26 protein-coding genes and 1 tRNA gene are annotated in these 24,294 nt (G+C 68.3%); 17 read left to right on the top strand and 10 right to left on the bottom strand.

Annotation, left to right across the window (positions count from 1 at the left end; genetic code table 11):
• Window positions 1-124 precede the first annotated feature (124 nt).
• The 3 genes from VGD93_RS13440 (at window position 125) to ilvC (ending at window position 2,216) form a co-directional block, all read left to right on the top strand.
• On the top strand, window positions 125-256 hold the full coding sequence (locus VGD93_RS13440; RefSeq protein WP_395012665.1) for a hypothetical protein: 132 nt from the start codon (window positions 125-127) through the stop codon (window positions 254-256).
• A 150-nt stretch (window positions 257-406) separates the two neighbouring features.
• Window positions 407-1,036: a TetR/AcrR family transcriptional regulator gene (locus VGD93_RS13435; protein ID WP_395012664.1), complete on the top strand. Its 630-nt coding sequence runs from the start codon at window positions 407-409 to the stop codon at window positions 1,034-1,036.
• Window positions 1,037-1,196: 160 nt separating this feature from the next.
• A complete protein-coding gene (ilvC, locus tag VGD93_RS13430) occupies window positions 1,197-2,216 on the top strand; it encodes a ketol-acid reductoisomerase (protein ID WP_395012663.1) in 1,020 nt (339 codons plus the stop codon).
• A gap of 381 nt (window positions 2,217-2,597) precedes the next feature.
• Here the strand turns inward: ilvC and VGD93_RS13425 are convergent, their stop codons facing one another.
• Window positions 2,598-3,203 carry a TetR/AcrR family transcriptional regulator gene (locus VGD93_RS13425; protein ID WP_395012662.1) on the bottom strand — a complete coding sequence of 202 codons (606 nt, stop codon included), beginning with the start codon at window positions 3,201-3,203 and terminating at the stop codon, window positions 2,598-2,600.
• Window positions 3,204-3,297: 94 nt separating this feature from the next.
• Between VGD93_RS13425 and VGD93_RS13420 the strand changes: the two genes are divergently transcribed.
• Entirely contained in the window at window positions 3,298-4,110 is an 813-nt protein-coding gene (locus tag VGD93_RS13420) for an MBL fold metallo-hydrolase (RefSeq protein ID WP_395012661.1), read from the top strand.
• Between the two features lie 228 nt (window positions 4,111-4,338).
• Here the strand turns inward: VGD93_RS13420 and mgtA are convergent, their stop codons facing one another.
• The 3 genes from mgtA to VGD93_RS13405 all read right to left on the bottom strand — a co-directional run bounded on the left by mgtA (window position 4,339) and on the right by VGD93_RS13405 (window position 7,772).
• Window positions 4,339-6,924, bottom strand: a complete 2,586-nt coding sequence (mgtA, locus tag VGD93_RS13415; protein WP_395012660.1) for a magnesium-translocating P-type ATPase — start codon at window positions 6,922-6,924, stop codon at window positions 4,339-4,341.
• A gap of 18 nt (window positions 6,925-6,942) precedes the next feature.
• Window positions 6,943-7,461, bottom strand: a complete 519-nt coding sequence (locus VGD93_RS13410) for a DUF1003 domain-containing protein (RefSeq protein ID WP_395012659.1) — start codon at window positions 7,459-7,461, stop codon at window positions 6,943-6,945.
• Window positions 7,462-7,598: 137 nt separating this feature from the next.
• Window positions 7,599-7,772 carry a DUF1127 domain-containing protein gene (locus tag VGD93_RS13405; RefSeq protein ID WP_395012658.1) on the bottom strand — a complete coding sequence of 58 codons (174 nt, stop codon included), beginning with the start codon at window positions 7,770-7,772 and terminating at the stop codon, window positions 7,599-7,601.
• Window positions 7,773-7,927: 155 nt separating this feature from the next.
• Between VGD93_RS13405 and VGD93_RS13400 the strand changes: the two genes are divergently transcribed.
• From VGD93_RS13400 to VGD93_RS13380, 5 genes are all read left to right on the top strand, one after another.
• Entirely contained in the window at window positions 7,928-8,431 is a 504-nt protein-coding gene (locus VGD93_RS13400) for a heme-degrading domain-containing protein (protein WP_395012657.1), read from the top strand.
• Window positions 8,432-8,530: 99 nt separating this feature from the next.
• A complete protein-coding gene (locus tag VGD93_RS13395; protein ID WP_395012656.1) occupies window positions 8,531-8,953 on the top strand; it encodes a hypothetical protein in 423 nt (140 codons plus the stop codon).
• A gap of 91 nt (window positions 8,954-9,044) precedes the next feature.
• Complete coding sequence (locus VGD93_RS13390) at window positions 9,045-9,167, top strand: hypothetical protein (RefSeq protein ID WP_395012655.1); 123 nt, start codon at window positions 9,045-9,047, stop codon at window positions 9,165-9,167.
• A gap of 114 nt (window positions 9,168-9,281) precedes the next feature.
• A complete protein-coding gene (locus VGD93_RS13385) occupies window positions 9,282-10,862 on the top strand; it encodes a 2-isopropylmalate synthase (RefSeq protein ID WP_395012654.1) in 1,581 nt (526 codons plus the stop codon).
• A gap of 286 nt (window positions 10,863-11,148) precedes the next feature.
• The gene (locus VGD93_RS13380) at window positions 11,149-11,349 is read left to right on the top strand and encodes a hypothetical protein (RefSeq protein WP_395012653.1); all 201 of its coding nucleotides are present in this window, start codon (window positions 11,149-11,151) and stop codon (window positions 11,347-11,349) included.
• Window positions 11,350-11,424: 75 nt separating this feature from the next.
• Here VGD93_RS13380 and VGD93_RS13375 read toward each other — a convergent pair whose 3' ends face one another.
• Window positions 11,425-12,540 carry a pyridoxal phosphate-dependent aminotransferase gene (locus tag VGD93_RS13375; protein ID WP_395012652.1) on the bottom strand — a complete coding sequence of 372 codons (1,116 nt, stop codon included), beginning with the start codon at window positions 12,538-12,540 and terminating at the stop codon, window positions 11,425-11,427.
• 206 nt (window positions 12,541-12,746) lie between these two features.
• Between VGD93_RS13375 and msrA the strand changes: the two genes are divergently transcribed.
• A complete protein-coding gene (gene msrA, locus VGD93_RS13370) occupies window positions 12,747-13,391 on the top strand; it encodes a peptide-methionine (S)-S-oxide reductase MsrA (RefSeq protein ID WP_395012651.1) in 645 nt (214 codons plus the stop codon).
• Here the strand turns inward: msrA and VGD93_RS13365 are convergent.
• Window positions 13,382-14,209, bottom strand: coding sequence for a mechanosensitive ion channel family protein (locus tag VGD93_RS13365; protein ID WP_395012650.1), 828 nt, complete (start codon window positions 14,207-14,209; stop codon window positions 13,382-13,384). The two genes, msrA and VGD93_RS13365, sit on opposite strands and share 10 nt — an antisense overlap.
• Window positions 14,210-14,370: 161 nt before the next feature.
• Between VGD93_RS13365 and VGD93_RS13360 the strand changes: the two genes are divergently transcribed.
• Window positions 14,371-14,446: transfer RNA gene (locus VGD93_RS13360), tRNA-Lys, on the top strand.
• Window positions 14,447-14,468: 22 nt separating this feature from the next.
• On the opposite strand, the gene VGD93_RS13355 is transcribed toward VGD93_RS13360, so the two are convergent.
• Both VGD93_RS13355 and VGD93_RS13350 read right to left on the bottom strand, forming a co-directional pair.
• Complete coding sequence (locus VGD93_RS13355) at window positions 14,469-15,083, bottom strand: hypothetical protein (protein ID WP_395012649.1); 615 nt, start codon at window positions 15,081-15,083, stop codon at window positions 14,469-14,471.
• Window positions 15,084-15,238: 155 nt separating this feature from the next.
• Window positions 15,239-15,886, bottom strand: coding sequence for an SH3 domain-containing protein (locus tag VGD93_RS13350; protein WP_395012648.1), 648 nt, complete (start codon window positions 15,884-15,886; stop codon window positions 15,239-15,241).
• Between the two features lie 479 nt (window positions 15,887-16,365).
• Between VGD93_RS13350 and VGD93_RS13345 the strand changes: the two genes are divergently transcribed.
• The 3 genes from VGD93_RS13345 (at window position 16,366) to VGD93_RS13335 (ending at window position 19,655) form a co-directional block, all read left to right on the top strand.
• Window positions 16,366-17,043 (top strand): YjbE family putative metal transport protein, encoded by a 678-nt coding sequence (locus VGD93_RS13345; protein ID WP_395012647.1) that lies wholly within the window; start codon window positions 16,366-16,368, stop codon window positions 17,041-17,043.
• A 219-nt stretch (window positions 17,044-17,262) separates the two neighbouring features.
• Window positions 17,263-18,309: a lipid II:glycine glycyltransferase FemX gene (locus VGD93_RS13340; RefSeq protein WP_395012646.1), complete on the top strand. Its 1,047-nt coding sequence runs from the start codon at window positions 17,263-17,265 to the stop codon at window positions 18,307-18,309.
• Window positions 18,306-19,655, top strand: a complete 1,350-nt coding sequence (locus VGD93_RS13335) for a lipopolysaccharide biosynthesis protein (RefSeq protein ID WP_395012645.1) — start codon at window positions 18,306-18,308, stop codon at window positions 19,653-19,655. The genes VGD93_RS13340 and VGD93_RS13335 overlap by 4 nt, the downstream gene beginning before the upstream one ends.
• Here VGD93_RS13335 and VGD93_RS13330 read toward each other — a convergent pair.
• On the bottom strand, window positions 19,652-20,248 hold the full coding sequence (locus VGD93_RS13330) for a hypothetical protein (RefSeq protein WP_395012644.1): 597 nt from the start codon (window positions 20,246-20,248) through the stop codon (window positions 19,652-19,654). The two genes, VGD93_RS13335 and VGD93_RS13330, sit on opposite strands and share 4 nt — an antisense overlap.
• Window positions 20,249-20,400: 152 nt before the next feature.
• On the opposite strand from VGD93_RS13330, the gene VGD93_RS13325 reads away from it, so the two are divergent.
• The 3 genes from VGD93_RS13325 to VGD93_RS13315 all read left to right on the top strand — a co-directional run bounded on the left by VGD93_RS13325 (window position 20,401) and on the right by VGD93_RS13315 (window position 23,786).
• Complete coding sequence (locus VGD93_RS13325; RefSeq protein WP_395012643.1) at window positions 20,401-21,534, top strand: glycoside hydrolase family 3 N-terminal domain-containing protein; 1,134 nt, start codon at window positions 20,401-20,403, stop codon at window positions 21,532-21,534.
• Between the two features lie 117 nt (window positions 21,535-21,651).
• Complete coding sequence (locus VGD93_RS13320; RefSeq protein ID WP_395012642.1) at window positions 21,652-22,464, top strand: UDP-2,3-diacylglucosamine diphosphatase; 813 nt, start codon at window positions 21,652-21,654, stop codon at window positions 22,462-22,464.
• Window positions 22,465-22,568: 104 nt separating this feature from the next.
• Window positions 22,569-23,786 carry an MFS transporter gene (locus tag VGD93_RS13315; protein ID WP_395012641.1) on the top strand — a complete coding sequence of 406 codons (1,218 nt, stop codon included), beginning with the start codon at window positions 22,569-22,571 and terminating at the stop codon, window positions 23,784-23,786.
• A gap of 63 nt (window positions 23,787-23,849) precedes the next feature.
• Here the strand turns inward: VGD93_RS13315 and VGD93_RS13310 are convergent.
• The coding region (locus tag VGD93_RS13310) for a hypothetical protein (RefSeq protein WP_395012640.1) at window positions 23,850-24,294 on the bottom strand (445 nt) is incomplete at its 5' end.

Genomic DNA, 24,294 nt, shown 5'->3' with positions numbered 1-24,294 from the left:
AGTCGCGGCCGCGCCGCCAGCGCCTGTTTCATCCGTAACCGAAAGCGACCCGGAAACTCCTTCGGCGGCGCCCGTAGCGGACGCGCCTCCGGCCCGCGACCCGGGGGAGACGAACGAGCCTCCCGTGCGGCCGGCCAGCGTCGAGGAGATGTTTGCCCAGGCTTTCCGGGCGGCACGGCTGAGCCCGGTGCCGCCGGCCGCCAGGTCGGGGCCGTCGGCCGACGATGGCGGGAAGAGCGAGGCGGGCGACCTCTAGTCTGGGGGATGCCGAGCACCTCGAGGCCCGCGGCAGGCAATCCACCTTGCCCGGCGACGCACTTGCGCCGAACCGTAACGTACGGTACGGAGGTTGAGCGATTTTCCCCGCCGCGCGGCAGGTAGAGTTTCCAGGACAGTCGACCGACCGATGAGTGCTGCACTCAGGACCACCGAGGATGCCTTCACGCCCCGCCAGCAGGCGGTGCTGACGGCGGCGCTCGACCTGCTGGTGGAGGCGGGCGACCGGCTGACGATGACGGCGGTGGCGCGGCGGGCCAGCTGCTCCAAGGAAACGCTGTACAAGTGGTTCGGCGATCGCGACGGGCTGCTCACGGCCACCGTGCAGTGGCAGGCGGCCAAGGTCAGGGTGCCGCGTGTCGACCGGCGCAAGCTCGACGCGGCGTCGCTGCGCGCCAGCATCGAGCAGTTCGCGCGCGACCTGCTGGGCACGCTCGCCGGCGAGGTGTCGGTGACGCTCAACCGGCTGGCGGTGACGGATGCAGGGGCGCACAAGCCCGGCCTCGGCCAGATCGTCCTCGAGAACGGGCGGCTGGCCATGGGGCGCCGGCTGAAGCCGGTGCTGGAGGCGGGCCGCGACGCCCGGCTGCTGCGCTTCGACAGCTCCGAGGAAGCGTTCCGCACATTCTTCGGCCTCGTGGTGCGCGACGTGCAGATCCGATTGCTGCTGGGGGACGAACTGACGCTGTCGCCGGCCCGGATCGAGGCGGACGCCACGCAGGCGGCCGAGCAGTTCCTGCAGCTGTACCGGCGGGAATGATGCTCCGCCCGGCCTGCCGTGCGCGGGCTCGGGCAGGGTGATGTCATCGGGCACAAAGCCGTGCCGACCACGCAAGGGCACCTTCCCCCTCCGTGGCGACAATTCGTGGAGGGGATGAATGCCGGCCCGTCGGGCCCGAACGCCAACAAGGGAGACTGCCATGCGCGTTTATTACGATCGGGATGCCGATCTCAACATCATCAAGAACAAGAAGGTGGCCATCGTCGGCTATGGCAGCCAGGGCCACGCTCACACGCTCAACCTGCGCGACTCGGGCGTCAAGGAAGTGGTCGTGGCGCTGCGTCCGGGCTCGGCCTCGGCCAGGAAGGCCGAGGGCGAGGGGCTCAAGGTGATGAGCGTCGCCGAGGCCGCCGGCTGGGCCGACGTCATCATGATGCTGACTCCTGACGAGCTGCAGGCCGACATCTACAAGGAGCACATCGAGCCCAATATCCGCGACGGCGCGGCGCTCGCCTTCGCGCACGGCCTCAACGTCCACTTCAACCTGATCGAGCCGAAAAAGACCGTCGACGTCATCATGATCGCCCCCAAGGGTCCGGGCCACACCGTGCGCGGCGAGTACTTGAAGGGCGGCGGCGTGCCGTGCCTCATCGCCGTGCACCAGGACGCCTCGGGCAATGCCCACGACATCGCGCTCGCCTATGCCTCGGGCGTCGGCGGCGGCCGCTCCGGCGTCATCGAGACCAATTTCCGCGAGGAATGCGAGACCGACCTGTTCGGCGAGCAGGTGGTGCTGTGCGGTGGCCTGGTCGAGCTCATCCGCGCCGGCTTCGAGACGCTGGTCGAGGCCGGCTATGCCCCCGAGATGGCGTATTTCGAGTGCCTGCACGAGGTGAAGCTGATCGTCGACCTGATCTACCAGGGCGGCATCGCCAACATGAACTACTCGATTTCGAACACGGCGGAATGGGGCGAGTACGTTTCCGGGCCGCGCATCATCACGTCGGAGACCAAGGCCGAGATGAAGCGCGTGCTGAAGGACATCCAGTCGGGCAAGTTCACCTCGGAGTGGATGCAGGAATACAAGGCCGGTGCGTCGCGCTTCAAGGCCACCCGCCGCCTCGCCGACGAACATCCCATCGAGGAAGTGGGCGAGAAGCTGCGCGGCATGATGCCGTGGATCAAGGCGGGTGCGCTGGTCGACAAGAGCAAGAACTAAGTGGGATTCTTTTAATGTGCGCTAGTCAGAAGTACTAGACGGCGCATTGTTATGTTGATCCGCATCGATCTTGATGCGGATCAACTTCTCTTGCCTCGCGCGCGTGTAATTATACAGCATTCCGGGAGGAGATGATGAAGAAACCAACTGTAACCCAATATAGCGCAATGGATCCGGCGGCGCTCCTCTTGGGTGCCAATTCCAAAACATACCTCACACTTATCCAGATTTGGCATCCAAACGAGCCGTCTGAGGCGGGCCTTTCCAAGGCGATGATGCAGTTGGCCCCCAGGGAGCGACAGGAGTTCGTAGGTCGGGCCCGCGCCATGGGCGAGTTTTGTAGCTCCGTCTTGGCGGCTGCAAAGAAGGCCGTGTGAACCGTCAGGATGGGTCCGCTGCGATCTGGCCGTCGGCGCCGAGCACCGCCTCCGCCATCATCTCCACCGCCGCTGGGGGCGTGAGGCCGGCCTCGCGCATCAGCGTGCGCCAGGTGTGAAAGCTCATCGCCAGCGCGAGGGCGGCCTTGCCCTGCGCGCCGAGCCCGCCCGCAAGCGAAGAGGCGATCGCCGCGAGGGCGGTCCCCAGGCGCAGCTCCGAGATTTCCCGCAGCAGTTCGTGCCGCTCGGCGTCGCGCAGGACCGCGGCGGTGATGGCTTCGTTGCGTTCATACCAGCCGTAGAGCGCGCCGAGCGCCTGCCGCAGCCTCGTCGCCGGATCGTTCACACCTGCCCACGCCCCGGGCGAGGGCGGCGGCTCGCGCTCCATATGGAGGCCGGAGCACGCCATCAGCAGCGCGCGCTCGTCGGAAAAATGCGCATAGACGGTGTGGCGCTGCACGCCGGCGCGTTCCGCGATCATGCTGATGGTCGTCTGCGCCGGCCCGACTTCGGTGTGCAGCCCGAGCGCCGCCTCGACGATGCGCCGGCGCGTTTCCGCCTCTTGCTCCGCCCGCCTGGTCTTGGTGTAGGTCCGTGCTGTCTTATTCATTGAACACTGCTGTGCAGCCATTCATCTGCGGTTCATTTTCGATTGCACATATGTGTATCGCGAAATCGATCGCAATGCCACAGGAGACTTTCCGATGGATGCACCAGCCTTTATCGGCGCGAGCCAGGTCGCGCCGGATACCACTTCCTTCCGCAGCTTCGCGCCGATCCCGGGCCTCGGCATCTTGCCGATCAACGCCCACCTCATCCACGCCAGGGAGCCGGTCCTCGTCGACACCAGCTGGGTCGGGGTGAGCGACGCCTATATTGCGGAACTGCAGAAGGTCATCGACCCCGAGGACCTGCGCTGGATATGGATCAGCCACACCGACCTCGACCACGTCTTCAACCTCGACCAGGTCATGGCGCTGGCGCCGAACGCGAAGGTCGTCATTGCCGGGCTGGGCGCGGCCAAGTTCGGGCTCCGCGGCGACTTCGACATGAGCCGGCTGCACGTGCTCGAGGCCGGGCAGCGACTCGACGTCGGCGACCGCGAACTCGTCTCGATCAAGCCGGTGATCTACGACGCGCCGGAGACCAACGGCTTCTTCGACACCAAGACGCGCGTGCTGTTCAGCGCCGACGCGTTCGGCGCCCTGCTCGACGCGCCGCACGAGGAGACCGCGGCCATTCCCGAGAACGTGCTGCGCGATGGGCAGACGGCGTGGGCGGGCATCGACGCGCCCTGGCTGGGCTGGGCGGACAGGAACTGGTTCGGAACGCTCCTCGCGGATGTCGAGAAGCTCGATCCCTCGACGATCATCTCCGGGCATCTTCCGGCGACATCGGCGCCGATGATCAGGCAGGTCCTGGGCAACCTCCTCGGGTCCATGGCGGCCGGACGCTTCCACGGCCCGGACCGCGAGACCATCGAGGCGCTGTTCGCGCCGCAGGCGGCGGTGGCGTGATGGGCACGGTTATTGGCCTGACGGCGCGGCGCCCCACGACTTCGTCGCCCGAAGAGAGGGCGGGCATTGCCGCGGCGCCGGGCGTGCCGAAGGGATGCAAGGGGCCGGCGTGCCCCGCCTTCGCCCTCTGTGGCGGGCGCTGCGCGTTGCCGCTGGCCAGGAAAGCGGCGCTCGAAGTCCTGGCGCCGGTCGCGCGCTGAGGGAGGACGGGGCCGCGAGGCTCCTTTCTCATTTCTGCCGGCGGCGCGGGCGGCGCCGGCGCGGTGGCCTGTGGCCGGCGACGGATCGGTAGAACCAGGCCTTGGCGATTTCCGTCGCCGCCATGTAGCCGGCGAGGATGCCGCCGACCGCGACCAGCTCTGCGGCGGAGAGCGGCACGAAGGCGAACAGGGCACTGGCCGGGCCGAGGAAGGGGATGGCCAGGGTCGCCGCCGCCACCACCACCGTCGACCACAGCAGTATCGGGCCGGGCACGCTGCGCCAGGCGGGGCGCCGCGTGCGCAGGAGCAGCACCACCGCGAGTTCGGTGAGCAGCGAGATGAGGAACCACGTCGTCTGGAAGCTCGCCTCCCCGGCGTGGAAGACCAGCAGCAGGGCAGCGAATGTCAACAGGTCGAAGGCCGAGCTGACGAGCCCGAAGATCACCATGAAGCGCTGGATCTCCTGGATGTCCCAGCGCTGCGGCTGGCGGATGCGCTCGGCATCGACATTGTCGGCGGAGATGGCGATGGAGGGGATGTCGGAGAGGAAGTTGTTGAGCAGGATCTGCTTGGCGGCCAGCGGCAGGAAGGGCAGGAACGGCGTCGCGAGCGCCATGCTGACCATGTTGCCGAAATTGGCGCTGGTGGTGATGGAGATGTATTTGAGCGTGTTGGCGAAGGTGCGCCGGCCATCCTCGACGCCGGCCCGCAGCGAATCGAGGCTCGGGGTCAAAAGGATTATGTCGGCGCTCTCGCGCGCCACGTCCACGGCCCCCGCGACCGAGATGCCGACGTCGGCGGCGTGCAGCGCGGGCGCGTCGTTGATGCCGTCGCCGAGATAGCCCACGCTGTGGCCCATCCGCTGCAGGGCACGCACGATGCGCTCCTTCTGCTGCGGATCGATTTCCACGAACAGGTCGGTGCGCGGCGCCAGGTGCCAGAGCGCTTCGTCCCGCAGCGCAGCCAGCTGTTCGCCGGTGAGCATGGAGGCGGGATCGAGCCCGACCGTGCGCGCGAGATGGCCGGTGACGTAGCGGTTGTCGCCGCTGATCACCTTGGTGCGGATGCCGAGGGCGGCGAGGTCGCGGATGGCGGAGGCGGCGTCGGCCTTGGGCGGGTCGTGGAAGAGCAGCAGGCCGCGGAAGCACATGCCCTGCTCGTCGGCATGGCCATAGGCAGGGCGTGCCTCGACGTCGCGGCTGGCCAGCGCCAGGACGCGGAACCCGTCCCGCCCCGCGGTTTCGAAAGCGGTGGCGAGCTTGGCGCGGTGGCCCTCGTCGAGAGGCACCTGGGCGTCGCCTGCGTCGACCGACGTACAGATGGCGAGGACTTCGGGGAACGCGCCCTTGGTAATGATCAGATGCCGGCCGGGGCGCTCGCTCTCGGCGACGACGATGGTCAGCCTGCGCCGCGCGAAATCGTAGGGGATCTCATCGATCTTGGTGACGCCCCCGGTGGTCAGTCCGGCCGCCTGGCCGGCGGCGGCGATGGCGGCGTCGAGCGGGTTGCCGATGCCCGTCTCGAACGTGGCATTGAGGAAGGCGAGCCGGCGCACCTCCGCGGACGGCTCGCCCGCGGCGTCCACCGTCTGGCGGAGCTCCATCGTTCCCTCGGTGAGCGTGCCCGTCTTGTCGGTGCATAAAATCTCCATGCCGCCGAGGTCTTCGATCGCGTCCAGCCGGTGCACCAGGACACCGCGCCGGCTCATCGCCTGTGCCCCGGCGGAGAGCGTGACGCTGACGATCGCCGGCAGCAGCTCGGGGGAGAGCCCCACGGCGAGCGCGGCGGCGAACAGCACCGACTCGATGGCGGGGCGGGCCAGCAGCACGTTCATGGTCAGCACGAACAGCACGATGAGTACCATGACGCGGATCAACAGCCCGCCGAAGTGGCGCACGCCGCGCACGAAATCGCTGTCGGGGGCGCGGGCCCGCAGATGTGCGGCGATGGCGCCGAACTCGGTGCGCCGGCCGGTATGCACGGCCAGCACCGTCGCAGTCCCGCTGCGTACCGAGCTGCCGAGGAAGACGGCGTTGCTGCGGGCGGCGATGGGCGATTCCGGCGCCACGACGCCCGGGCGCTTCTCCACGGGGAAGGACTCGCCCGTCATCGTCGCCTCGCTGACGAGGAAGTCCTCGGCCTCGAGCACGAGCCCGTCGGCCGGGATGAGGTTGCCGGCCGACAGCAGCACGACGTCGCCCGGCACGATGGTCCGCAGGGGCACCGTCTGCTCGGCCCCGTCGCGGCGGACACGGGCCGTCAGCTCCAGCCGCCGCCGCAGCTGTTCGATGGCGCCGGAGGCCCGGTACTCTTGGAAGAAGCTGAGCAGCGAGCTGCCGAGCACGATGGCGAGGATGATGATGGCCTCGCTCCATTCACGCAGCGCCAGCGACAACGCGGCGGCGAAGACCAGGATCAGCACCAGCGGACTCTCGAACTGGCGCAGCAGCAGCCGCAGTCCGCTGAGGCGCGCCCCTTCTTCGGCGGTGTTCTCGCCAAAGGTGACAAGGCGCTCGGCGGCCTCGGGCGAGCTCAGTCCGGCGGGCCCGCTGCCCAGCGTGGCCGAGAGCGAGGCGGCGTCCTCGCTCCAGTAGGCGGCATCGCTGTGATTCATCACGGCTGCCACGGCCGGCTACCGTGCGGGGTCGAGCGGTGGCACACCCGCCGCGGCCTGCTGCCGGTCGTCGGCAAGGCGCTCGGCTGTCAGCGTTTCGATGAGGCCGATCAGGCGGCCGATGTCCTCCTGGCGCAGCAGGTCGATCTTTTCGTGCAGCGCCTCGATGTCGAGTTCGGCCTTGAGGTTCACGTCGTAGTCGAGCTGGGCCTTGTAGCGGTCGATCACCGACTGGCGGTTCTGCGCCATCATGATGATGGGCGCGGTGAAGGCGGCCTGGAAGGAGAGGACCAGGTTCAGCAGGATGAAGGGGTAGGGGTCCCAGTGCTGGCCCCAGGCCACGACGTTGAGGATCATCCAGATGACGAGCAGGCTGGACTGGATGATGATGAAATGCCACGAGCCGACGGTCGCCGCGATCCTGTCGGACAGATACTCGCCGTAACTGCGGTGGGGCAGGTGCGGGGTCTTGTCGGCCAGCGTGAAACCGGCCACGCCTTCGGCTCTGCGGTCTTCGGTTTCCGGGGTGGTGGTCATGACCGGGCCTCCCTCGCCGGTCCGCGCCGGCTTCCCTAGTCATAACCGGCGGCGCCCGCTCGCAGAAGGCCCTGAAAGCACGAAGGGCCCCGCCTGTCGCGGGACCCCTCTAGTTCGGCGCCGCTTTGGCGGCTGGCCTATTCATGCCCGAAGATCCGACGGGCCCGGGCATCGCGCGACTTGGCCAGCAGGGCGCGAAGCTCGGCGCGGTCGAGGCCGATGTCGCGCAGCAGGCGGTCGTCGAGCTGCATGAGGTCGGAATAGGCCCGGCGCTCCGGGGAGCGACGGAAGAGCGTCGAAAGGTAGGGCATGGCGGTTTCCTCCGGTTGCGACGGCACGGCCGTCCTGCAGGGGGCGCCATATGCACGTGGCGCGATGAATGGGCTATGAATGGCGCGCTCATCTTTCCGCCGAGTCGACCGGGCGCGCGCTTGGCCGGGATGGGCATGACAGGGAGGGCCAGCACATGGGCATCGCCGACGACATTGCCAGGATCATCGAGCAGGAACGCGGGCTGGTATTCTCCGCCTTCGACGAGCATACCGCCTTTGCCATCGGCCTTGCCATCCGCGAGCGGGCCTCGCGGGAAGCGCTGGGGCTGGTCGCCGACGTCCGGCTGTGGGATCGGCCGCTGTTCTACTGTGCCATGCCGGGCACCACGGCAGACAATCCCAACTGGGTGCGTCGCAAGGCCAACACGGTGCAGCGGCTGCACAAGAGCACCTATCGCCTCGTGCTGGAGGCCGGCGGCGAGGAGCGCCTGTTCCCTCCGCACAAGGGCCTTTCGCCGGATGACTACGTGATGGCCGGCGGCAGCTTTCCCATTGCCGTGCGGGGCGTCGGCGTGGTTGGGGCGGCGACGGTCTCCGGGCTGCACGAGCGGGATGACCACGACGTCGTGGTTGCGGCCATCTGCGGCGTCCTCGGCGTGGATGCTGCCGCATTGGCCCTGCCGCCCCGCCGGCACTGACCGACCCGATTTCCGGGCCCTGGCGACGAGGCCGCGCTTCCGCCGGGCGGGGCGGGGGTGGTAGGATATGGAATCAGTTCGAAGATCGGGGGGCGAGCGGTGGAAGTCCTGGTCGATATCCTGGTTTGGGTGCACATCGTCGCGTTTGTCGCCGGCGGCTCGAATCCGGTGGTGATGCCGATCATGGGCAGCAGGATGGCGGCGGCCACGCCGGAGACGCGGAGCACGCTGATGGCGATCGCCGACCGCTTGTCCAGCGTGGGCAAGTTCGCCATGGCGACGCTGCTGGTGACCGGCCCTCTGCTGCTATGGCTCGAATACGGCTGGGAAGTTCCCAATGTCTGGTTCTGGGTCAAGATGGCACTGATCGTCGTGATGTTGGTCAGCATTTCGCTGACCGAAATCAACGGAAAGCGGGCCCGGCAGGGCGATATGGAGGCCGGCCGGCGGGCCGCCCAGTTCGGCCGCGTCACGGCCGTGGCGTTCCTCGGCGTGCTGCTTTCGGCGGTGCTGGCATTCTGACCCGGCGGGGCCGGGCGGGTGCTCCTTTGCAGCAGATGCTTGCGCTCGCCGCCGATTTCGCGCACTATTCGCGCGCCAACGGAAACCGATCATGCAGCGCCAGCGCGCCATCGCCATTACAGCCCGCCAGCAGGAGGCTCTGCAGAGCCGGCTGCTGATCGCGGCTGCGCTGCTGCTGCTTCCGGCCCTGCTTCTCCTTCTTATCAGCCCCTGATTACCGGCGGCTCGCGGCAGGCGGGCGGGTAGGCAGGGGATTGCGAATTTGAAGCCGAACATGGATTTGTCCGGTCGCGAGGCGTTCAGCCCGGCCGTTCGATAGGAAAGCAAGATGAGTATTCAGCTGGTGGAAAAACCGAGCAACAAGGACCGGGTCTTCATTTTCGATACGACGCTGCGTGACGGCGAGCAGAGCCCCGGCGCGACCATGACGCTCGAGGAGAAGCTGCAGGTCGCCGAGGCCCTGGACGAGATGGGCGTCGACATCATCGAGGCCGGCTTCCCGATCGCTTCGAACGGAGACTTCGACGCCGTGGTGGCGGTGGCCAAGCAGGTCAAGCGCGCCGTGGTCGCCGGGCTCGCCCGCGCCATTCCGGCCGATATCGCCCGCGCCGGCGAGGCCGTGCGCCACGCCAGGCAGGGGCGTATCCACACTTTCGTGTCGACCTCGCCCATTCACCTCGCGCACCAGATGAAGAAGACCGAGGAGCAGGTGCTGGAGATCGTCACCGCCACGGTCACCCAGGCGCGCAATCTCATCGACAATGTCGAATGGAGCGCCATGGACGCTACACGGACGCCGCTCGATTTCCTCGCCCGCTGCGTCGAACTCGCAATCAAGGCGGGGGCGACCACCATCAACCTGCCCGACACGGTAGGCTACGCCGTTCCCGAGGAGCATGAGCGCATGTTCCGCTCGATCATCGAGCGCGTCCCGGGGGCGGACCAGGTCATCTTCTCGGCCCATTGCCACGACGATCTGGGGCTGGCGGTCGCCAACTCGCTGGCGGCGGTGAAGGGTGGCGCCCGGCAGATCGAATGCACCATCAACGGGCTGGGCGAACGCGCCGGCAACGCGGCGCTCGAGGAGGTGGTGATGGCCATCCGCACTCGTGCCGACGCCATGCCCTTCCACACGGGGATCGATTCGACGCATCTGAGCCGCGCCAGCCGGATCGTCTCGGCGGCATCGAATTTCCCGGTGCAGTACAACAAGGCGATCGTCGGCAAGAACGCCTTCGCGCATGAGAGCGGCATCCACCAGGACGGCATGCTCAAGAACGCCGAGACCTACGAGATCATGACGCCCGCCAGCGTCGGCATCAAGCAGACCACGCTGGTCATGGGCAAGCACTCGGGCCGCGCCGCATTCAAGGACAAGCTGCGCGAACTCGGCTACGAACTGGGCGAGAACGCCTTCCAGGAGGCTTTCGTCCGCTTCAAGGATCTCGCCGACCGCAAGAAGCACATCTACGACGCCGACATCGTGGCGCTGGTCGACGACGAAGTCGGCTCGTCCGGGGACCGGATCCGGCTGGTCGACATGGAGGTGGTATCAAAGACGGGCGGGGTGCACCGCTGCACGCTGACGCTGTCGGTGGACGGCACCGATGTCGGCGTCACCTATGACGGCACCGGCTCGGTCGACGCGATCTTCAACGCCATCAAGCAGGCGGTGGGCAAGGAGCCGCACCTCGTGCTCTACGCGGTGGACGGGGTGACCGGCGGCACCGACGCCCAGGCCAGCGCCCATGTCCGCCTCGAGATGGACGGGCGCATCGCCTCGGGCAATGCCGCCGAGCCGGATACTCTGATGGCGTCGGCGCGGGCCTATCTGAATGCCTATAACCGGCTGCTGATCGAGCGCGGCGCCGCGGCGCAGGGTGCAATGGAACAGCACGCCGTACTCTAGCAATACTGAGCCAAAACTGTGAAGGGCCGCCATCGGGCGGCCCTTTTTACTTGCACCGCAGAAAGTAGGCCGTGCCTTGCGTGATTCCCACGGTGTTTTGCACACGGGTACGCGCACAGATTCATGTTATATTTCAACGTATTGAGTAGAAATAGTGGGTTGGCGTGCATTCAAATCAAATGCAAAGGGCGCCGGCAACGAGTCCGCAGGCATGACTCGTGCACTGTGGCGCCAACACAAAGGACTTGTGTTTCCTCCTTCTTAACCAACGCTTCCGGAGCACACGATGCAGCCCACGTTCATTCTTGCACGCGATCATCTGGAGCAGGCCGCGTCCATACTGCGCGGCGCCGACACGCAAACCCAGCAACTGCGCAACATCGTCGAGCGGACGATCGCATTGATCTGCGAGTTCGAAAAGCGATCCGAACCGCGCGATGGCAACGTGCTGGATTTCCGCGCGTATCGGGAACGGAGTCACAGGTAATCGCCCCTTCTGCCAGCATGACCCGGCGCCCGCCGCTCGCTCGAGCGGCGGGCGTTTTGCTGTCCGGCACCGGTGTCAGGGCAGCGTGGCGGCGGCATCGCGCAGGGCAGCCGGCAATTCGGCGGCGACGATGTCGAGATCCTCGGGGCGGCCGACGCTGATGCGGATGCAGCGGTCCAGCCCGGGGGCCATCGGCTTGCGGACGAACACGCCCCGCCGTCCCAGAGCCTGCAGCACCGCCAGAGCGAAGGCGCCGTCGCGGCCGCAATCGACGGCGACGAAATGGGTGGCCGAGGGCAGCGCCTCGAGGCCGTTGTCGGCGGCAATCGTGGCGATGCGTTCACGCCCGGCGGCCACCTGCTCGACCACGGAGCGCAGCCAGTCCTGGTCGGCGAGCGCCGCCGTGGCCGCGGCCTGCGACAGGCGGGTCACGCCGAAATGGTTGCGGACGCGGTCGAAGGCGCGGATGTTCTCCGCCTCGCCGATGGCGTAGCCGCAGCGCATGCCGGCGAGCCCGTAGGCCTTGGAGAAGGTCCGGGTACGCAGCAGGTTGGGGCGCGACACGTCGATCGCAGGGAGCGTGCCCGGCGGGGTGGTCTCGCCATAGGCCTCGTCGAGCAGCAGCATCGTGGTCTCGGGCAGGGCGGCGATGAAGCGCTCCACCTCGTCCGCGTCCCACCACGTGCCCATGGGGTTGTCGGGGTTGCACAGATAGACCAGCTTCGGGGCTTCGCGCTGCACCGCCGCAAGCAGGTCGGCCAGGCTTTCGCGGTCGGCCCGGTAGGGAACGGTGACCAGCCGGCCGCCGAAGCCGGCGACGTGGTAGTTGAGGGTCGGATAGGCGCCGAGCGAGGTCACCACCGTATCGCCCGGGCCGACATAGAGGCGGACGATGAGGTTCATCAGCCCGTCGATGCCCTCGCCGACGGCGATATTGCCGGCCGGGACCCCTAGATGGCGCGCCAGCGCCGCCTTGAGTTCGAAGGTCTCGGGATCGCCGTACTTCCACGCCTCCGGCGCGGCGGCCCGCAGCGCCGCGATCACCCCGGGCGAGGGACCGAAAGCACTCTCGTTGGCGCCGACACGGGCGCGCGTCGGAATGCCGGTCAGGCGCTCGATTGCCTCGGGGCCGACGAACGGGACGGTATCGGGAAGCTGGGATGCGATGGGGGTGAGGGATGGCCTGGGCATGGTGCGGCGATTCCGGGAGGATGCCGCATACTAGCCGGCGCCGCCGCCAGCGCCAGTGGGGAGCAGGGGGCACCGGCCCGGGGCTTGCAGCGACAGGTCCCGGTACTCACGATTGATTGTTCCGCGCAGGTGTAACATCCCGGCGCGGGCTTCCGTATTCTACTGCAACGCGGGTCGATGGCCCGCCGGCGAGCGAGGAACGGGCGATGCATAGGAACAGACTGGCGATCACGGCAGCATTGATCGGGGCGATGGCCACCGGCGGTGCGCAGGCGGGGGAGACGGCGACGGCGATCTTCGCCGGCGGCTGCTTCTGGAGCATCGAAAGCGATTTCGATCACGCGCCCGGCGTGGTGAGCACGGTGTCGGGCTATATCGGCGGGCATGTTGCCAATCCCACCTACGAGCGGGTGATCACCGAGACCACCGGCCACCGCGAGGCGGTCAAGGTGGAATATGATCCCGCCGTCACCAGCTACGCCACCCTGCTCGATACCTTCTTCCATCTCATCGATCCGCTCGATCCGCGCGGGCAGTTCTGCGATTTCGGCGAGAGCTACACCACTGCGGTCTATGCCGGCACCCCGGAGGAACTGAAGCTTGCCGAGGCCGAGAAGACGCAGGTCGCCGAGGAACTGGGCAAGCCGGTGGCCACGCTGGTCGAGATGGCCCCGACCTTCTGGCCGGCCGAGGACTACCACCAGAACTTCTGGCAGGGGCAGGAACTGCTGAGCAACGGCCTCACCCGTGAGCAGCACTATGCCCGCTACCGCGCCGGCTGCGGCAAGAACCGGCAGGTCGAGGCCATCTGGGGCAAGGAGGCCTTCCGCGGCCTCGACGGTCACGCCTGAGGCGAGAGCGTCCGGCGCAGGCCGAAATCGAGCTTGCCGTACGGAACCTCGATGCCGGCCGCGTCGAAAGCGAGCTTGGCGCGCTCGCGGAAGTCGACGCTGGCCTGCCACCAATCGGCCGACTTCACCCAGGCACGCAGCACCAGGTCGACCGAGACCGACCCAAGATTGTCGACGAACACCTGCGGCGCGGGATCGGCCAGCACGCGCGGGTCCCGGGCGAGGGCGAGCAGTTCCTCACGCGCCCTGGCGAGGTCGGCGTCGTAGGCGATGCCGATTTTGGTTTCGACCATTCGCTTCCGCTCTCGGGTGAAGTTGACGATTTTGGCGTTCCACAGTCGCCCGTTTGGAACGAAGACGAACAGGCCGTCATAGGTCCTGAGCCGGGTGGCGAACAGCCCGATCTCGACCACCGTGCCGGTGACGCTTTCGGCGTCGATGTACTCGCCGACGTTGAACGGGCGCAACCAGATGATCATCACGCCGGCGGCGATGTTGGACAGCGTCCCCTGCAGGGCCAGCGCGACGGCGAGGCCGGCCGCGCCGAGCACCGCCAGGATGGAGGCGGTCTGCACCCCGAACTGGCCCAGCACCACGACGATGGTGACGACGAGGATCCCGTAGCGGACGAGCTCGGAGATCAGCGGCGCTATGGTGTCGTCGACGCGCTTCGTGTGCGGCAGCAGTGTCCTGACGTGGCGCGAAAGGAAGCGTGACAGGTACCACCCGGCGGCCAGCGCGAGCAGGGCCGTGGCCAGGTTCAGCGCGTTTCCAACCAGCCATTCCGTGGAAACGGTCACGATCTGCGCGTATTCCATCGCGGCGTCCTTTCTGTCTTGTGCCGCCGGGCGGCCGCCGGTGCGGTCGGGCGCAGGGTCCGGCGCCAGCTTAGCAATCTCGCCGCCGCACGAAAGTGCCGCGGCGGGAGTTTCCCCGCTGGACAAGGTGGGGATGGCTTTGCTATGTCCCCGCCCGGACCGGGTGCATAGCTCAGATGGTAGAGCAGCTGACTCTTAATCAGCGGGTCCAAGGTTCGAGTCCTTGTGCACCCACCATTTTCCCGCCACGTCACCAGTTCTAGGGCACCAGCCTCGCGACAGCGAGCGCCAGCCGGCCCGCCGGGCTCTTCGGCCTGGCATAGGGCACGTCCCGCTTGCGGTTGTGGACCGTCGCCAACTCGCGGCGGGCCGCCTCCAAATCGCCTCGGGCGCCGATCGCGACAGCAAAGGCGTCGAAGGAGTCGCTGGGGTCCTCCACGTGGATGGTATGGACGCGCGACTTGTCGCGCAGGAATGCCCGGATGTTGGCCGTCACGGTGTCGACGTAGTCGAGGCACACCGGCAGGAGTTCATCGGGCTTCAGGTGCGGGCGCATGAGCGTGCTGGCGGCAAAGGCGCGCACGCTGGAATGGGGGCCGTCGATCAGGCGTGCCAGGCTTCTCGCGACCGCCTGCCGGTCGCGCAGCAGGTGCACGTAGGTGGCGCTGTCGCCGTAGCGTTCGTCCAGCGCGCCGAGCTGCCGGTTGAGGTGGTGATCCACCTCGATATGGTTCGCCGGGAACGCCAGGCGTTCGGCTGCCCCGATGATGCGGGCGCGGGTCTCGTGGCCCGCGGTGTAGTTGGAGAAGTGCCCGCACGCCTTGGCGAAAGTCGTGGAGCCGCTGCGCCCGGTGCAGAGTACGAAGACGTTCATGGATGCCCTTCCGTGGGTTGGCGCGCACACTTGGTCCGCGCCGTCCGCACGAGTCAAGCCGGGCGCACAGGGGCAGCACCACCGGCCTTGCAGGCCAATGCCGTTTGCCGCCAGCCCCGCAGCAGCGGGCGGCCCGGCGGGGCCTGCCGAGGATCCTACGACTTGAAGTAGCGCGAGTACGCCCAGCCCCGGCGGCCGCGCTTGTCGACGATCTGCAGCCAGCCACGCTTCTTGCCGATGACCGTGACTTCCTGGCCGTTGGCGAGTGCGAACAGCCGGCCGCTCGTCGTCGAGGGGCCTGAGCGGACGGTCACGCCCTGGCCGCCGACGACCTTCGTATCGGCCGACGAATCGGAGGCCGCCGCCTTGAATGTCGCCGGCTTAGTGGCCGGGACCGGGGCCACCTGGGGCGGCGCGGCGGGCGCGGCGGCTTCTCGTACTTCCCTGATCCGGGCCTGCAGCCGCGCGATGGCGGCGAGCAGCGACGCATCGGCCGGCCTCGTTTCATGCGGCAGAGCGGCGGCGGCTTGCCGCTGCCGGCCCAGTGCGGGCGGTGGCGGCTGCAGCGCCGGCGCTGCCGCTGGCTGCGTGACGGCCGAGCCCGTCGCTTCGTTCTCCGCCACTGCCACCGTGGTGGCGGATGCGACGGAAGCGGCGAGTGGGGTGCCGGGCTCCGCCGGCAGGCGTTCGAAGCTGTCGGCGATCAGCGCGTCGACGAGGATGGTGCGAGCGGTCGAGGATGCACGGGACGCAGGCGGCTTCGCGGGAGTGGCAGCGGGTGGAAGGGCGGTGGGCGCCGCCACGGCGCGCCCGGGACCCTGGGCGGGAGCCATGCCGGGCAGGCACGAGCCGAACCCTCCACCTCCGGATGGGCATTGCAGCAACGCGCCGACGGCACCGATGCCGACCACGACGAAGAGCGTGGCTGCGAAAAGGCTGCGTCCGAATCTCTCCAGAAGCCCTGCCAGTTTCGTGTCCCCCCGAAACGAGGTGCGCCGGGCGGGGCCGCCCGACCCTTGCCGCCTTCTATGCAGACGACTCGAATGCGGCATGAGGTGGGCAGGGCTGGGGTGAGGTCATGCCGGTTTGTGGCCCAAATCTTGCGCACGTGCCGGATGGCAAGGCCGCGTTTACCAGGCCCGGGCCCATGTCTGGCCAAGGAATGTTGCGCCGCACCCGAGGGCGCGGCCGAGAAATCCGCGATTCTGGCTTCACAAGCGGCCGGCAGGCTCCTACATAACCGCCACCGGCGGCCGCCCATTTTGATCGGAGATTTTGCAGAATGCCATTTGGCCTCGATCCTTCATCGCTGACGGCCTTTCTGCAAGTCATCATGATCGATCTGGTTCTGGCGGGCGACAACGCCATCGTCATCGGCCTCGCCGCCGCGGGCCTGCAGCCCGATTTGCGACGCAGGGCCATCCTCATCGGCATCATGGCGGCCACGGTGCTGCGCATCGGCTTTGCCCTCCTCACGACGGTATTGCTGTCGCTCGGCGGCAGCCTGCTCATCGCCGGCGGCCTGCTGCTGCTGTGGGTGTGCTGGAAGATGTACCGCGAGCTCTCGGTGCCGGCACAGGAGGAGCACGCCGCCACCGAGGCCCTTGCCGACGCCGACCTGAACGCCGATGGCACCATCGCCAATGGCGCGCCGCGCAAGACGCTGCGCCAGGCGGTTACCCAGATCGTCATCGCCGATGTGTCGATGTCCCTCGACAACGTCCTGGCGGTGGCCGGTGCGGCGCAGCACCACCTCGAGGCACTGATCTTCGGGCTGGCGCTGTCCGTCGTGCTGATGGGCCTCGCCGCAACCTTCATCGCGCGCCTGCTGCACCGCTACCGCTGGATCGCCTGGGTCGGCCTGCTGATCATCCTCTACGTCGCCGTCAAGATGCTCTACGAGGGCAGCGACCAGCTGCTGGGGCATGCGCTGCCGGCCATCCCGCTGATCAAGGGATAGGCCGCGACGAGCCGGTCGCGCTTCTTCACCACGTTCCGGCAACGCTAGGGAATTGCACACCGAATTGGCCTAACCTCGGGGCGCCGTCGCCGAGGAATTGCCATGCCGCTGATTGCCGAGCCCCTTTCTGCCCCAGCCGGGGCCGCTGCAACGGGTCGGCGCCGGGCCGGGCCCGGGTTGACGGCCGCGTGCATCGCCGAGAGCGCTTGGGACAGCACCGTGGCCGGCTTCGCCGACGTGTGCGAAGAGCAGCTCGTGAGCTTCGCGCGGCGGCGCTGGCCGCATGTCGCGCTCGAACCGCTGCTGTTCACGATGGGCGGCGCGGCGGTGGGCGGTTGCCTCGTCATGGTACAGCCCTTGCCCCTGCGTACGGGCGCCATCGCGCTCGCCAAGTGGGGGCCGATGCTGGCGGACGCGGGCAGGGCCGATGCCGGCGCCCTCTACGCCGCCATGATTGAGGGGCTGATCGCCCGCTATGCGCGGGAACGCCGCATGCTGCTGTCGGTGATGCCGCATGCCGCCCCCGGCGAGAGCAATCCGCAGTACGACTATCTCATGGCGCGGGGCTTCCGCCGCGGCGCCGGCTTCGACTTTCCCGACCGCTACATCGTCGCCCTGCGCCTTTCCGACGAGGCGCGCCGCGGCCACCTCGAGCAGAAGTGGCGCTACCACCTGAGAAAGTCCGAGCAGGCCGGGCTGGCCTTCGAGCGGGCGGGTCCGGAGCGCCTCGCCGAGTTCGACCGGCTGTACGAGGCCATGACCGACCGCAAAAAGTTCCACGACTATTCAGCGTACGGGACGGTGCCGGCGCTGTTCGCCCGCGCCGACGCACAGTTGCGGCCGGAGCTTTTCCTGGTCAGCGCCGCCGGGGAAGTGGTCAGCGGGGCCATCGTTTCCAAGGCGGGGCAGCGGGCGGTCTATCTGTATGGAGCCACGTCCGCGCGCGGGCTGCAGCTGCGGGCGGGCTACTTCCTGCACTGGCAGGTCATGCGCTGGCTGCGCGACAACACGGCGGCCTCTTGGTACGATCTGGGTGGGACCGACGGGTTCCGCGGCCTGCACCAGTTCAAGAAGGGCATGGTCGGCAGTGCCGGCTACATCCGACCGCTGCCGCCGGCCGCCAATTTCGCGGCGTACCGGTTACCGCTGCTCGCCGGCGAGACGGCTTTTGCGGCGCGCGGCGCCGTGCAACGGCTGCAGCGGCTGCTCGATCGACTGCGCCCCGGCGGGGCTCGCCCCGACCTGCCCCGGGAGCACGCGCGGTGAACGACAGGCAGGTAAGGAGCCGGTTGCTGTCGCAATCCGGCATCGTCTTCGCCGGCCGCGTCGCCGGAGCAGGGCTGGTGTTTCTCGCGCAGCTCGCGATCGCGCGGCTATGGGGCGCAGAGCTGCTGGGCGAATACCTCCTGATCATCGCGGCGGTGAACATCATCGCCGTGACCATGCCGCTCGGGTTCGAGACCATCGGCACGTACTTCGCCGCCGAATACGGCGCGAGGGGCGAAGGCCGGCTGCTGCGCGGGTTCGTAGCGCGTGCCTATGCGCATGTCGCCCTTGTTGCCGCGGGCCTGCTGTTGCTGGGTCACCAGGCCATGGGGCTGCTTGGCGGGCCCGGCCGCGTGCTGGCAAATTTCTGGCTACCCATCAGCATCATGTCGTTCGCCTACGCCATGGTGCTGGTCAACGGCGCGCTGATGGTCGGGCTCCGGCGCCCCTACGCCGGGTATTTTGCCGAATCCCTGGCGCGGCCGCTACTGGTCATCGGGGCCGTGCCGGTGGCCGCCATGGCGGCGCAGCCGCAATTGGCGCTCGAGCGCATGATCTGGGTGATTGCCGTCGGTTTCGTGGTGATCGCCGCGGTGCACGCCGCCTATGTGCTGGGCACGGTGCGCGCCATCCCCGGGACCACGCCGGCACGGCCCGGCGAGACCAGGCGCTGGTGGCGTTTCGCACTTCCCTGGGTGGTCATCACCCTCGCCACCGATTTCTTCTTCGATCTCGACCTGCTGCTGCTGTCGGGGCTGCTGGGTCGCGACGAACTGGCGGTCTTCGGCATCTGTACCCGCATTTTCGGCATCCTCACCTTCGGCGTGACGGCGGTGTACGGGGTCAACCTGCCCGACATCTTCGAAAGCGAGGCGCGCCAGGACCGCAAGGGCTTCCATCGCCGCGTCGGGGACGCGAACCTGGTGGCCTCCATGCTCGCCCTTGTGCTGTTCGTTGGCGTCGCCCTCGGTGCGCCCGTGGCGTTGTGGGTGTTCGGCCCTGAGTTCGCCGCCGGGGCGCTGCCGCTGACCGTACTCTCGGCCGGCATGCTGGTGCGGGCCCTGCTTGGCCCGACGGCGCTGGTGCTGTCGATCCACGACCGGCCCAATGCCACGCTGCCGGCGATTGCGCTCGGCCTGGGGACGCTGATCGCGGCCAATCTGTGGCTGGTGCCGTCGCTGGGTCTGATGGGTGCCGCGCTTGCAGCACTGCTCGCGCAAACCGTGTGGTCGGTGGCGCTGTGGCACACGGCGCGCCGGACGGCCGGGATCGACGTGTCGATCGTGCCGAGGCTGCGCGAACTGCTGGCGCGCGACGGCGGGCCGGCCGAGGAGGAGCGACCCTAGGCTCGGAAGCGCGGCCGACGCAGCTTCAGCGCGCCAGCCAAGGTGGCGACGCGTTCCCGCACCCGTCCCAGCCGCCCCATGGTCATGCCGGAATCGTAGCCTTCCGTCGTCTTGCTGTAGAATTTCTCCAGCACCGCGTAGTCCTGCCCGAACATGTGCTGGCGCAGGATGCAGGTCTGTTCGTAGCCGTAGCGGCGCAAAAGGGCGAGGGCCACTTCGTTTTCCGGCCGCACGAACGTGAAGGCCTTGTGGAAGCGCGTCCCGTCCCAGTGCTCGTCGAAGACCCGCATGCCGTGCAGGCCGAGCCGCGTGTGCCGATGGCTGGGAAAGATCCAGCTCCAGTAGCGGAACAGCGCGCCGAACTCGGGACCCGAGATCAGCCCGCCGCCCGGCTGTCCGTCCACGGTCAGAACGATGACATGCCAAGGATCCTGCGCCTGCAGCGCCCGGAGAAAGCGCTTTGTCATGCGGCTCTTTTCGTAGAGCTTGAAGCGCTGGTTGTAGTGCGGCGACTCGTCGATCACGGCCATCAGGGCATCGTGGATGACGTCGAGTTCGGCCGCGGTGGCGGGGTGATGGCCGAGTTCGGGCATGGCGTACGCTTCCTCCTGGAGGCGCCGATGCTGGCGCAAAATGGCGCATAAACGGTGAATCAGAGAGGGCGGCGCGCGGCCCCGGCGCCCACATTGTTTTCGCCGCAAACGCCGGGCATCGTCGGCGCACGGAATCGCTGCGAGGACCCGACATGCCGCCATTGCCCCTGAAACTGCTGGTCCCGGCCGTGCTGGCGGCGGTGCTGCTCGCGCCCGCCCCGGTCGGCGCCCAGTCGCTGGCGGAGATGGCGGGGCAGATGATCCTTGTCGGCTTCGCCGGCGATACGGCGGACGCCAGGCCGGTGCGGGCGTTGCGCGCCGAAATTGCCGCCGGCGGGGTTGGGGGCGTCATGTACCTGCGCTCCAACGTCTCGAGCCTGTCCGCCGTGAAGGCGATGAATGCAGCCTTCCGTGCCGCCGCGCCCTCGCCGGCGCTGCCCCCCTTCATCACCCTCGACCAGGAGGGCGGGGCGGTGGAACGGCTCACGGCGACGGTCGGCTTCAAGGAGATCCCGAATGCGGCGACCATCGCCGCCACCAGCAGCCCCGAGGACGCCGGACGCATCTACGCCGAGATGGCGCAGAGCGTCGCCGCGCTCGGCTTCACGGTCAATTTCGGCCCGGTCGTCGACCTCAACCTCAACAGCGCCAACCTCATCATCGCCAGGTATGGCCGGGCCTTCGGCACCACGGCGCGGCAGGTGGTGCCTTATGCCGAGGCCTTCATCGCCGCCCACCACCGGGCGGGCTTGCTGACCGCGCTCAAGCATTTCCCCGGCCACGGCTCCAGCACCGCCGACAGCCACGAGGGCTTCGTCGACATCACCCGGACCTGGCTCCCCGTCGAGCTGCTGCCCTACAAGGAATTGATCGGGGAGGGCCTCGCCGACTTCGTCATGGTTGGGCACCTCATCCACACGGGGTATTCGAGCCTGCCCTCGAGCCTCGCGCCGGAGTGGATCACCGGGGTCCTGCGCGGCGAACTCGGCTTCGACGGGGTCGTCATCAGCGACGACCTCGAGATGGGCGCGATCCGCGAGCATTTTGGCCTCGAGGAGACGGTCACCCGCGCCGTCCGGGCCGGGATGGACGTGCTGCTGTTTTCCAACACCGCCGATCCGCGCCCGACGCTGGGCGCCGAGATCCGCGCCATCCTCCTTGCGGAAGCCGGAAAAGACCCTTCTTTCCGGGCCCGGATCGAGGAAAGTTATGACCGGATCGTCAGGCTCAAGCAGCGTCTCGCGGGAGCAGTCGCGCCGCGTCCGCAGCCGCCTCCGGCGGGATAACGGGTTGCGCTTTCCGGCGCTGTGCTGTTTCTTCCGCCCGCGGCAGGCACTAGAGTGCCGGTGTCGCCGACCGGCCTCCCGGGGCCGGTCCGTTCCGCACGGAGAGGACAGACGCGATTGACAACCGAGGTCAGGGAGGTGCGGCGCGTGCGCGCGCTGTTCATCTCCGATGTCCATCTGGGCATGCGGCAGGCCCGCGCCAGCCAGTTGATCGATTTCCTGCGCTGGCACGAGGCCGACGTCATGTATCTCGTCGGCGACATCGTCGACGGCTGGCGGCTGGCCAAGACCTGGCACTGGCCGGACGAATACAACGCCCTGGTCGAACTGCTGCTCGCCAAGGCGCGGGCCGGCACCCGCATGGTGGTGCTACCCGGCAACCACGACGAATTCCTGCGCGAGTACCTGGGCACCTATTTCGGCGAGATCGAGTTCGTCGACCGCACGGTGCACACCACGGCGCTCGGCAAGACCTATCTCGTCATCCATGGCGACCAGTTCGACGTGGTCGTCGAACACGCCAAGTGGCTCGCGCACGTGGGCGACTGGGCCTACCGCTCGGCGCTCAGGATCAACAGCGTGGTCAACTGGGTGCGCCGGCGCCTGGGGCTGACCTACTGGTCGCTGTCGGCCTGGGCCAAGCACAAGGTGAAGAACGCCGTGAGCGTCATCGGCCGCTTCGAGGAGGCGCTGTCGCTGGAGGCGCGCGACAGCGGCGTCGACGGCGTCATCTGCGGCCACATCCACTATGCCGACATGCACGAGCGGCTGGGCATCCACTACGTCAATACCGGGGACTGGGTGGAAAGCTGCACGGCTATCGCCGAGACGCAGGAGGGCCTGCTCGAGCTGATCAGCTGGAGCGAGCCGCCGCCGCCACGCAAGTCGCGGCGCGCCGCGCGCCGGCCGGCCACCGAGCCCGGCCAGTAGCACCCCGCGCCCCCGACTCCTCGCCCCGAGCGGGCGACGGCTTGTCTTTTGCCGGCGGTGACCGCACCCTGCGGCCGGGTGGATTCTGCACCCGGAGCATTCTCATGAATTCGAAGGACAGGCAGGTGGCGGGCACGCCCGGGGCCGGGCCGCGGGCGCCGTCGTGGATGTCGTCTGAGCTGCGGGCGACCGCCTTCTACTTCACCTTCTTCATGAGCAACGCCGCGGCCGCGGTTTATGCCGGCATCTGGCTGCAGCAGGAGGGGATGAGCCCCGAGCAGATCGGCATCATCAATGCCGTGCCGGTGCTGGCCATGCTGGTGCTCAATCCGCTCGTCGGCCGCCTTGCCGACCGCGCCGGCGACTGGCGGCAGGTGATCATCGCCGGCGCGGTCGCGGCGGCCGTCGTCCCGTTCGGGCTGTTCTTCGTCAACGGCTTCTGGGGCATTCTCGCCGTGTGGGCGCTGGCGGTGATCCCGGTCTTCGCGATCGGCCCCGTCGTCGACGCCGCGACCATCCGCATGACGCGTCGCAATGGCACCGACTTCGGCGCGATCCGGGCCTGGGGCTCGGTGGGCTACACGGCGATCATCTTCGTCACCGGCTATGCGACCGCCTGGTTTGGCGGCGCCGTCTTCCTGCCGCTGTTCGTGGGGCTTGCCGTGCTGCGCGGCGCGCTGGCGCTCGGGCTGCCGAAATTCCGTGCCCGCGACCAGCGCCAGGCGGCTGCCGGATGGGCGCCCGCCGGTCGGCTTCTCCAGGTGATGCGGCCGTGGTTCCTGCTGCCGCTGGTGGGCTGGGCCATGGTGTTCGGGACCCACATGGTACTCAACGCCTTCGCGGCGCTGCTGTGGATGGAGCAGGGCATCGGGGCCGACGTCATCGGGCTGCTGATCGCCGCTGGCGCGCTGGCGGAATCGGTGATCATGTTCGGCTTCGGCCGCCTCGCCCGCCGCTTTTCCGCCCGCGGCCTCATCCTGTTTTCGTCGGTGGTCGCGGCCCTGAGGTGGGCAGCCATGGGTCTGTCGCCGGGTGTCGAGATCCTGTTCGGCCTGCAGCTGCTGCACGCCATCACCTTCGCCATGGGCTTCATGGGCTGCGTGCATTTCATCGCCAACTGGACGAGCGAGGACATAGCCGCCGAGGCGCAGAGCTTCTTCCAGGTGCTGCAGCAGGGGATGAGCGTCATCACTCTGGCTGCGTTCGGCTGGCTGGTCGCGATGATGGGCGCGCAGGCCTACCTGGTGGCATCCGTGTTCGCCGCCTGCGGCGGCGGCCTCGTCTGGCTGTCGTTACGGCTGCGCCAGCCGAAGGCCGGCTGACCCCTTAGACGCAGACGGCCCCGCGGGCTGCGCGAGGCCGTCAAGGCGGTCGAACAGGCTGGCCTACCCGAGCCGGCCGCTGGCGTGGGCCAGCATGGTGTAGACCCTGCCGCGTTCCGAGAGCAGGTATTCGCGGGCCTCGGCGGCCGGCGAGGGGCCGGCGGCGGCACGCTGCAGCAGTTGCTCGAACTCGCCCATGTAGGTCCGTGCCGTGGCGGCGAAGTCGGGATCGCGCTGCAGGCGCTTGCGGACCTCGTCATAGGTGCCCTGGCCGCCCAGCGTATAGATGCGGCGCGAGAACACGTTCTGCTCGCCCGCCTGGTAGCGCTGCCAGGCCTCGGCGTAGGCTGCCTGGTCCATCGACCGGGCGATCTCCTCGGTGAGGCTGGTCAGGTTGGACGGCTGTGGGGCCTGGGGCGCAGCGGCGGGTGCCGGGGTGGCCGAGGCATTGCGCAGCACGTCGCGCAGCCAGCCGCGATTCTCGCCCGGCCTCGTCTCGGCGGCGGCC

It is taken from the genome of Devosia sp., from assembly GCF_036406155.1.
Lineage (GTDB): Bacteria > Pseudomonadota > Alphaproteobacteria > Rhizobiales > Devosiaceae > Devosia_A.
The sequence above is the reverse complement of the archived record's forward strand: the minus strand, read 5'-3'. Positions and strand labels throughout refer to the sequence as shown.

Excerpts from the sequence above, each read along its gene's own strand:
- VGD93_RS13435 (WP_395012664.1), top strand. The coding sequence starts at position 407 with ATGAGTGCTGCACTCAGGACCACCGAGGATGCCTTCACGCCCCGCCAG.
- ilvC (WP_395012663.1), top strand. The coding sequence starts at position 1,197 with ATGCGCGTTTATTACGATCGGGATGCCGATCTCAACATCATCAAGAAC.
- VGD93_RS13425 (WP_395012662.1), bottom strand. The coding sequence starts at position 3,203 with ATGAATAAGACAGCACGGACCTACACCAAGACCAGGCGGGCGGAGCAA.
- VGD93_RS13420 (WP_395012661.1), top strand. The coding sequence starts at position 3,298 with ATGGATGCACCAGCCTTTATCGGCGCGAGCCAGGTCGCGCCGGATACC.
- mgtA (WP_395012660.1), bottom strand. The coding sequence starts at position 6,924 with ATGAATCACAGCGATGCCGCCTACTGGAGCGAGGACGCCGCCTCGCTC.
- VGD93_RS13410 (WP_395012659.1), bottom strand. The coding sequence starts at position 7,461 with ATGACCACCACCCCGGAAACCGAAGACCGCAGAGCCGAAGGCGTGGCC.
- VGD93_RS13405 (WP_395012658.1), bottom strand. The coding sequence starts at position 7,772 with ATGCCCTACCTTTCGACGCTCTTCCGTCGCTCCCCGGAGCGCCGGGCC.
- VGD93_RS13400 (WP_395012657.1), top strand. The coding sequence starts at position 7,928 with ATGGGCATCGCCGACGACATTGCCAGGATCATCGAGCAGGAACGCGGG.
- VGD93_RS13390 (WP_395012655.1), top strand. The coding sequence starts at position 9,045 with ATGCAGCGCCAGCGCGCCATCGCCATTACAGCCCGCCAGCAGGAGGCT.
- VGD93_RS13385 (WP_395012654.1), top strand. The coding sequence starts at position 9,282 with ATGAGTATTCAGCTGGTGGAAAAACCGAGCAACAAGGACCGGGTCTTC.
- VGD93_RS13380 (WP_395012653.1), top strand. The coding sequence starts at position 11,149 with ATGCAGCCCACGTTCATTCTTGCACGCGATCATCTGGAGCAGGCCGCG.
- VGD93_RS13375 (WP_395012652.1), bottom strand. The coding sequence starts at position 12,540 with ATGCCCAGGCCATCCCTCACCCCCATCGCATCCCAGCTTCCCGATACC.
- msrA (WP_395012651.1), top strand. The coding sequence starts at position 12,747 with ATGCATAGGAACAGACTGGCGATCACGGCAGCATTGATCGGGGCGATG.
- VGD93_RS13365 (WP_395012650.1), bottom strand. The coding sequence starts at position 14,209 with ATGGAATACGCGCAGATCGTGACCGTTTCCACGGAATGGCTGGTTGGA.
- VGD93_RS13355 (WP_395012649.1), bottom strand. The coding sequence starts at position 15,083 with ATGAACGTCTTCGTACTCTGCACCGGGCGCAGCGGCTCCACGACTTTC.
- VGD93_RS13345 (WP_395012647.1), top strand. The coding sequence starts at position 16,366 with ATGCCATTTGGCCTCGATCCTTCATCGCTGACGGCCTTTCTGCAAGTC.
- VGD93_RS13330 (WP_395012644.1), bottom strand. The coding sequence starts at position 20,248 with ATGCCCGAACTCGGCCATCACCCCGCCACCGCGGCCGAACTCGACGTC.
- VGD93_RS13325 (WP_395012643.1), top strand. The coding sequence starts at position 20,401 with ATGCCGCCATTGCCCCTGAAACTGCTGGTCCCGGCCGTGCTGGCGGCG.
- VGD93_RS13315 (WP_395012641.1), top strand. The coding sequence starts at position 22,569 with ATGAATTCGAAGGACAGGCAGGTGGCGGGCACGCCCGGGGCCGGGCCG.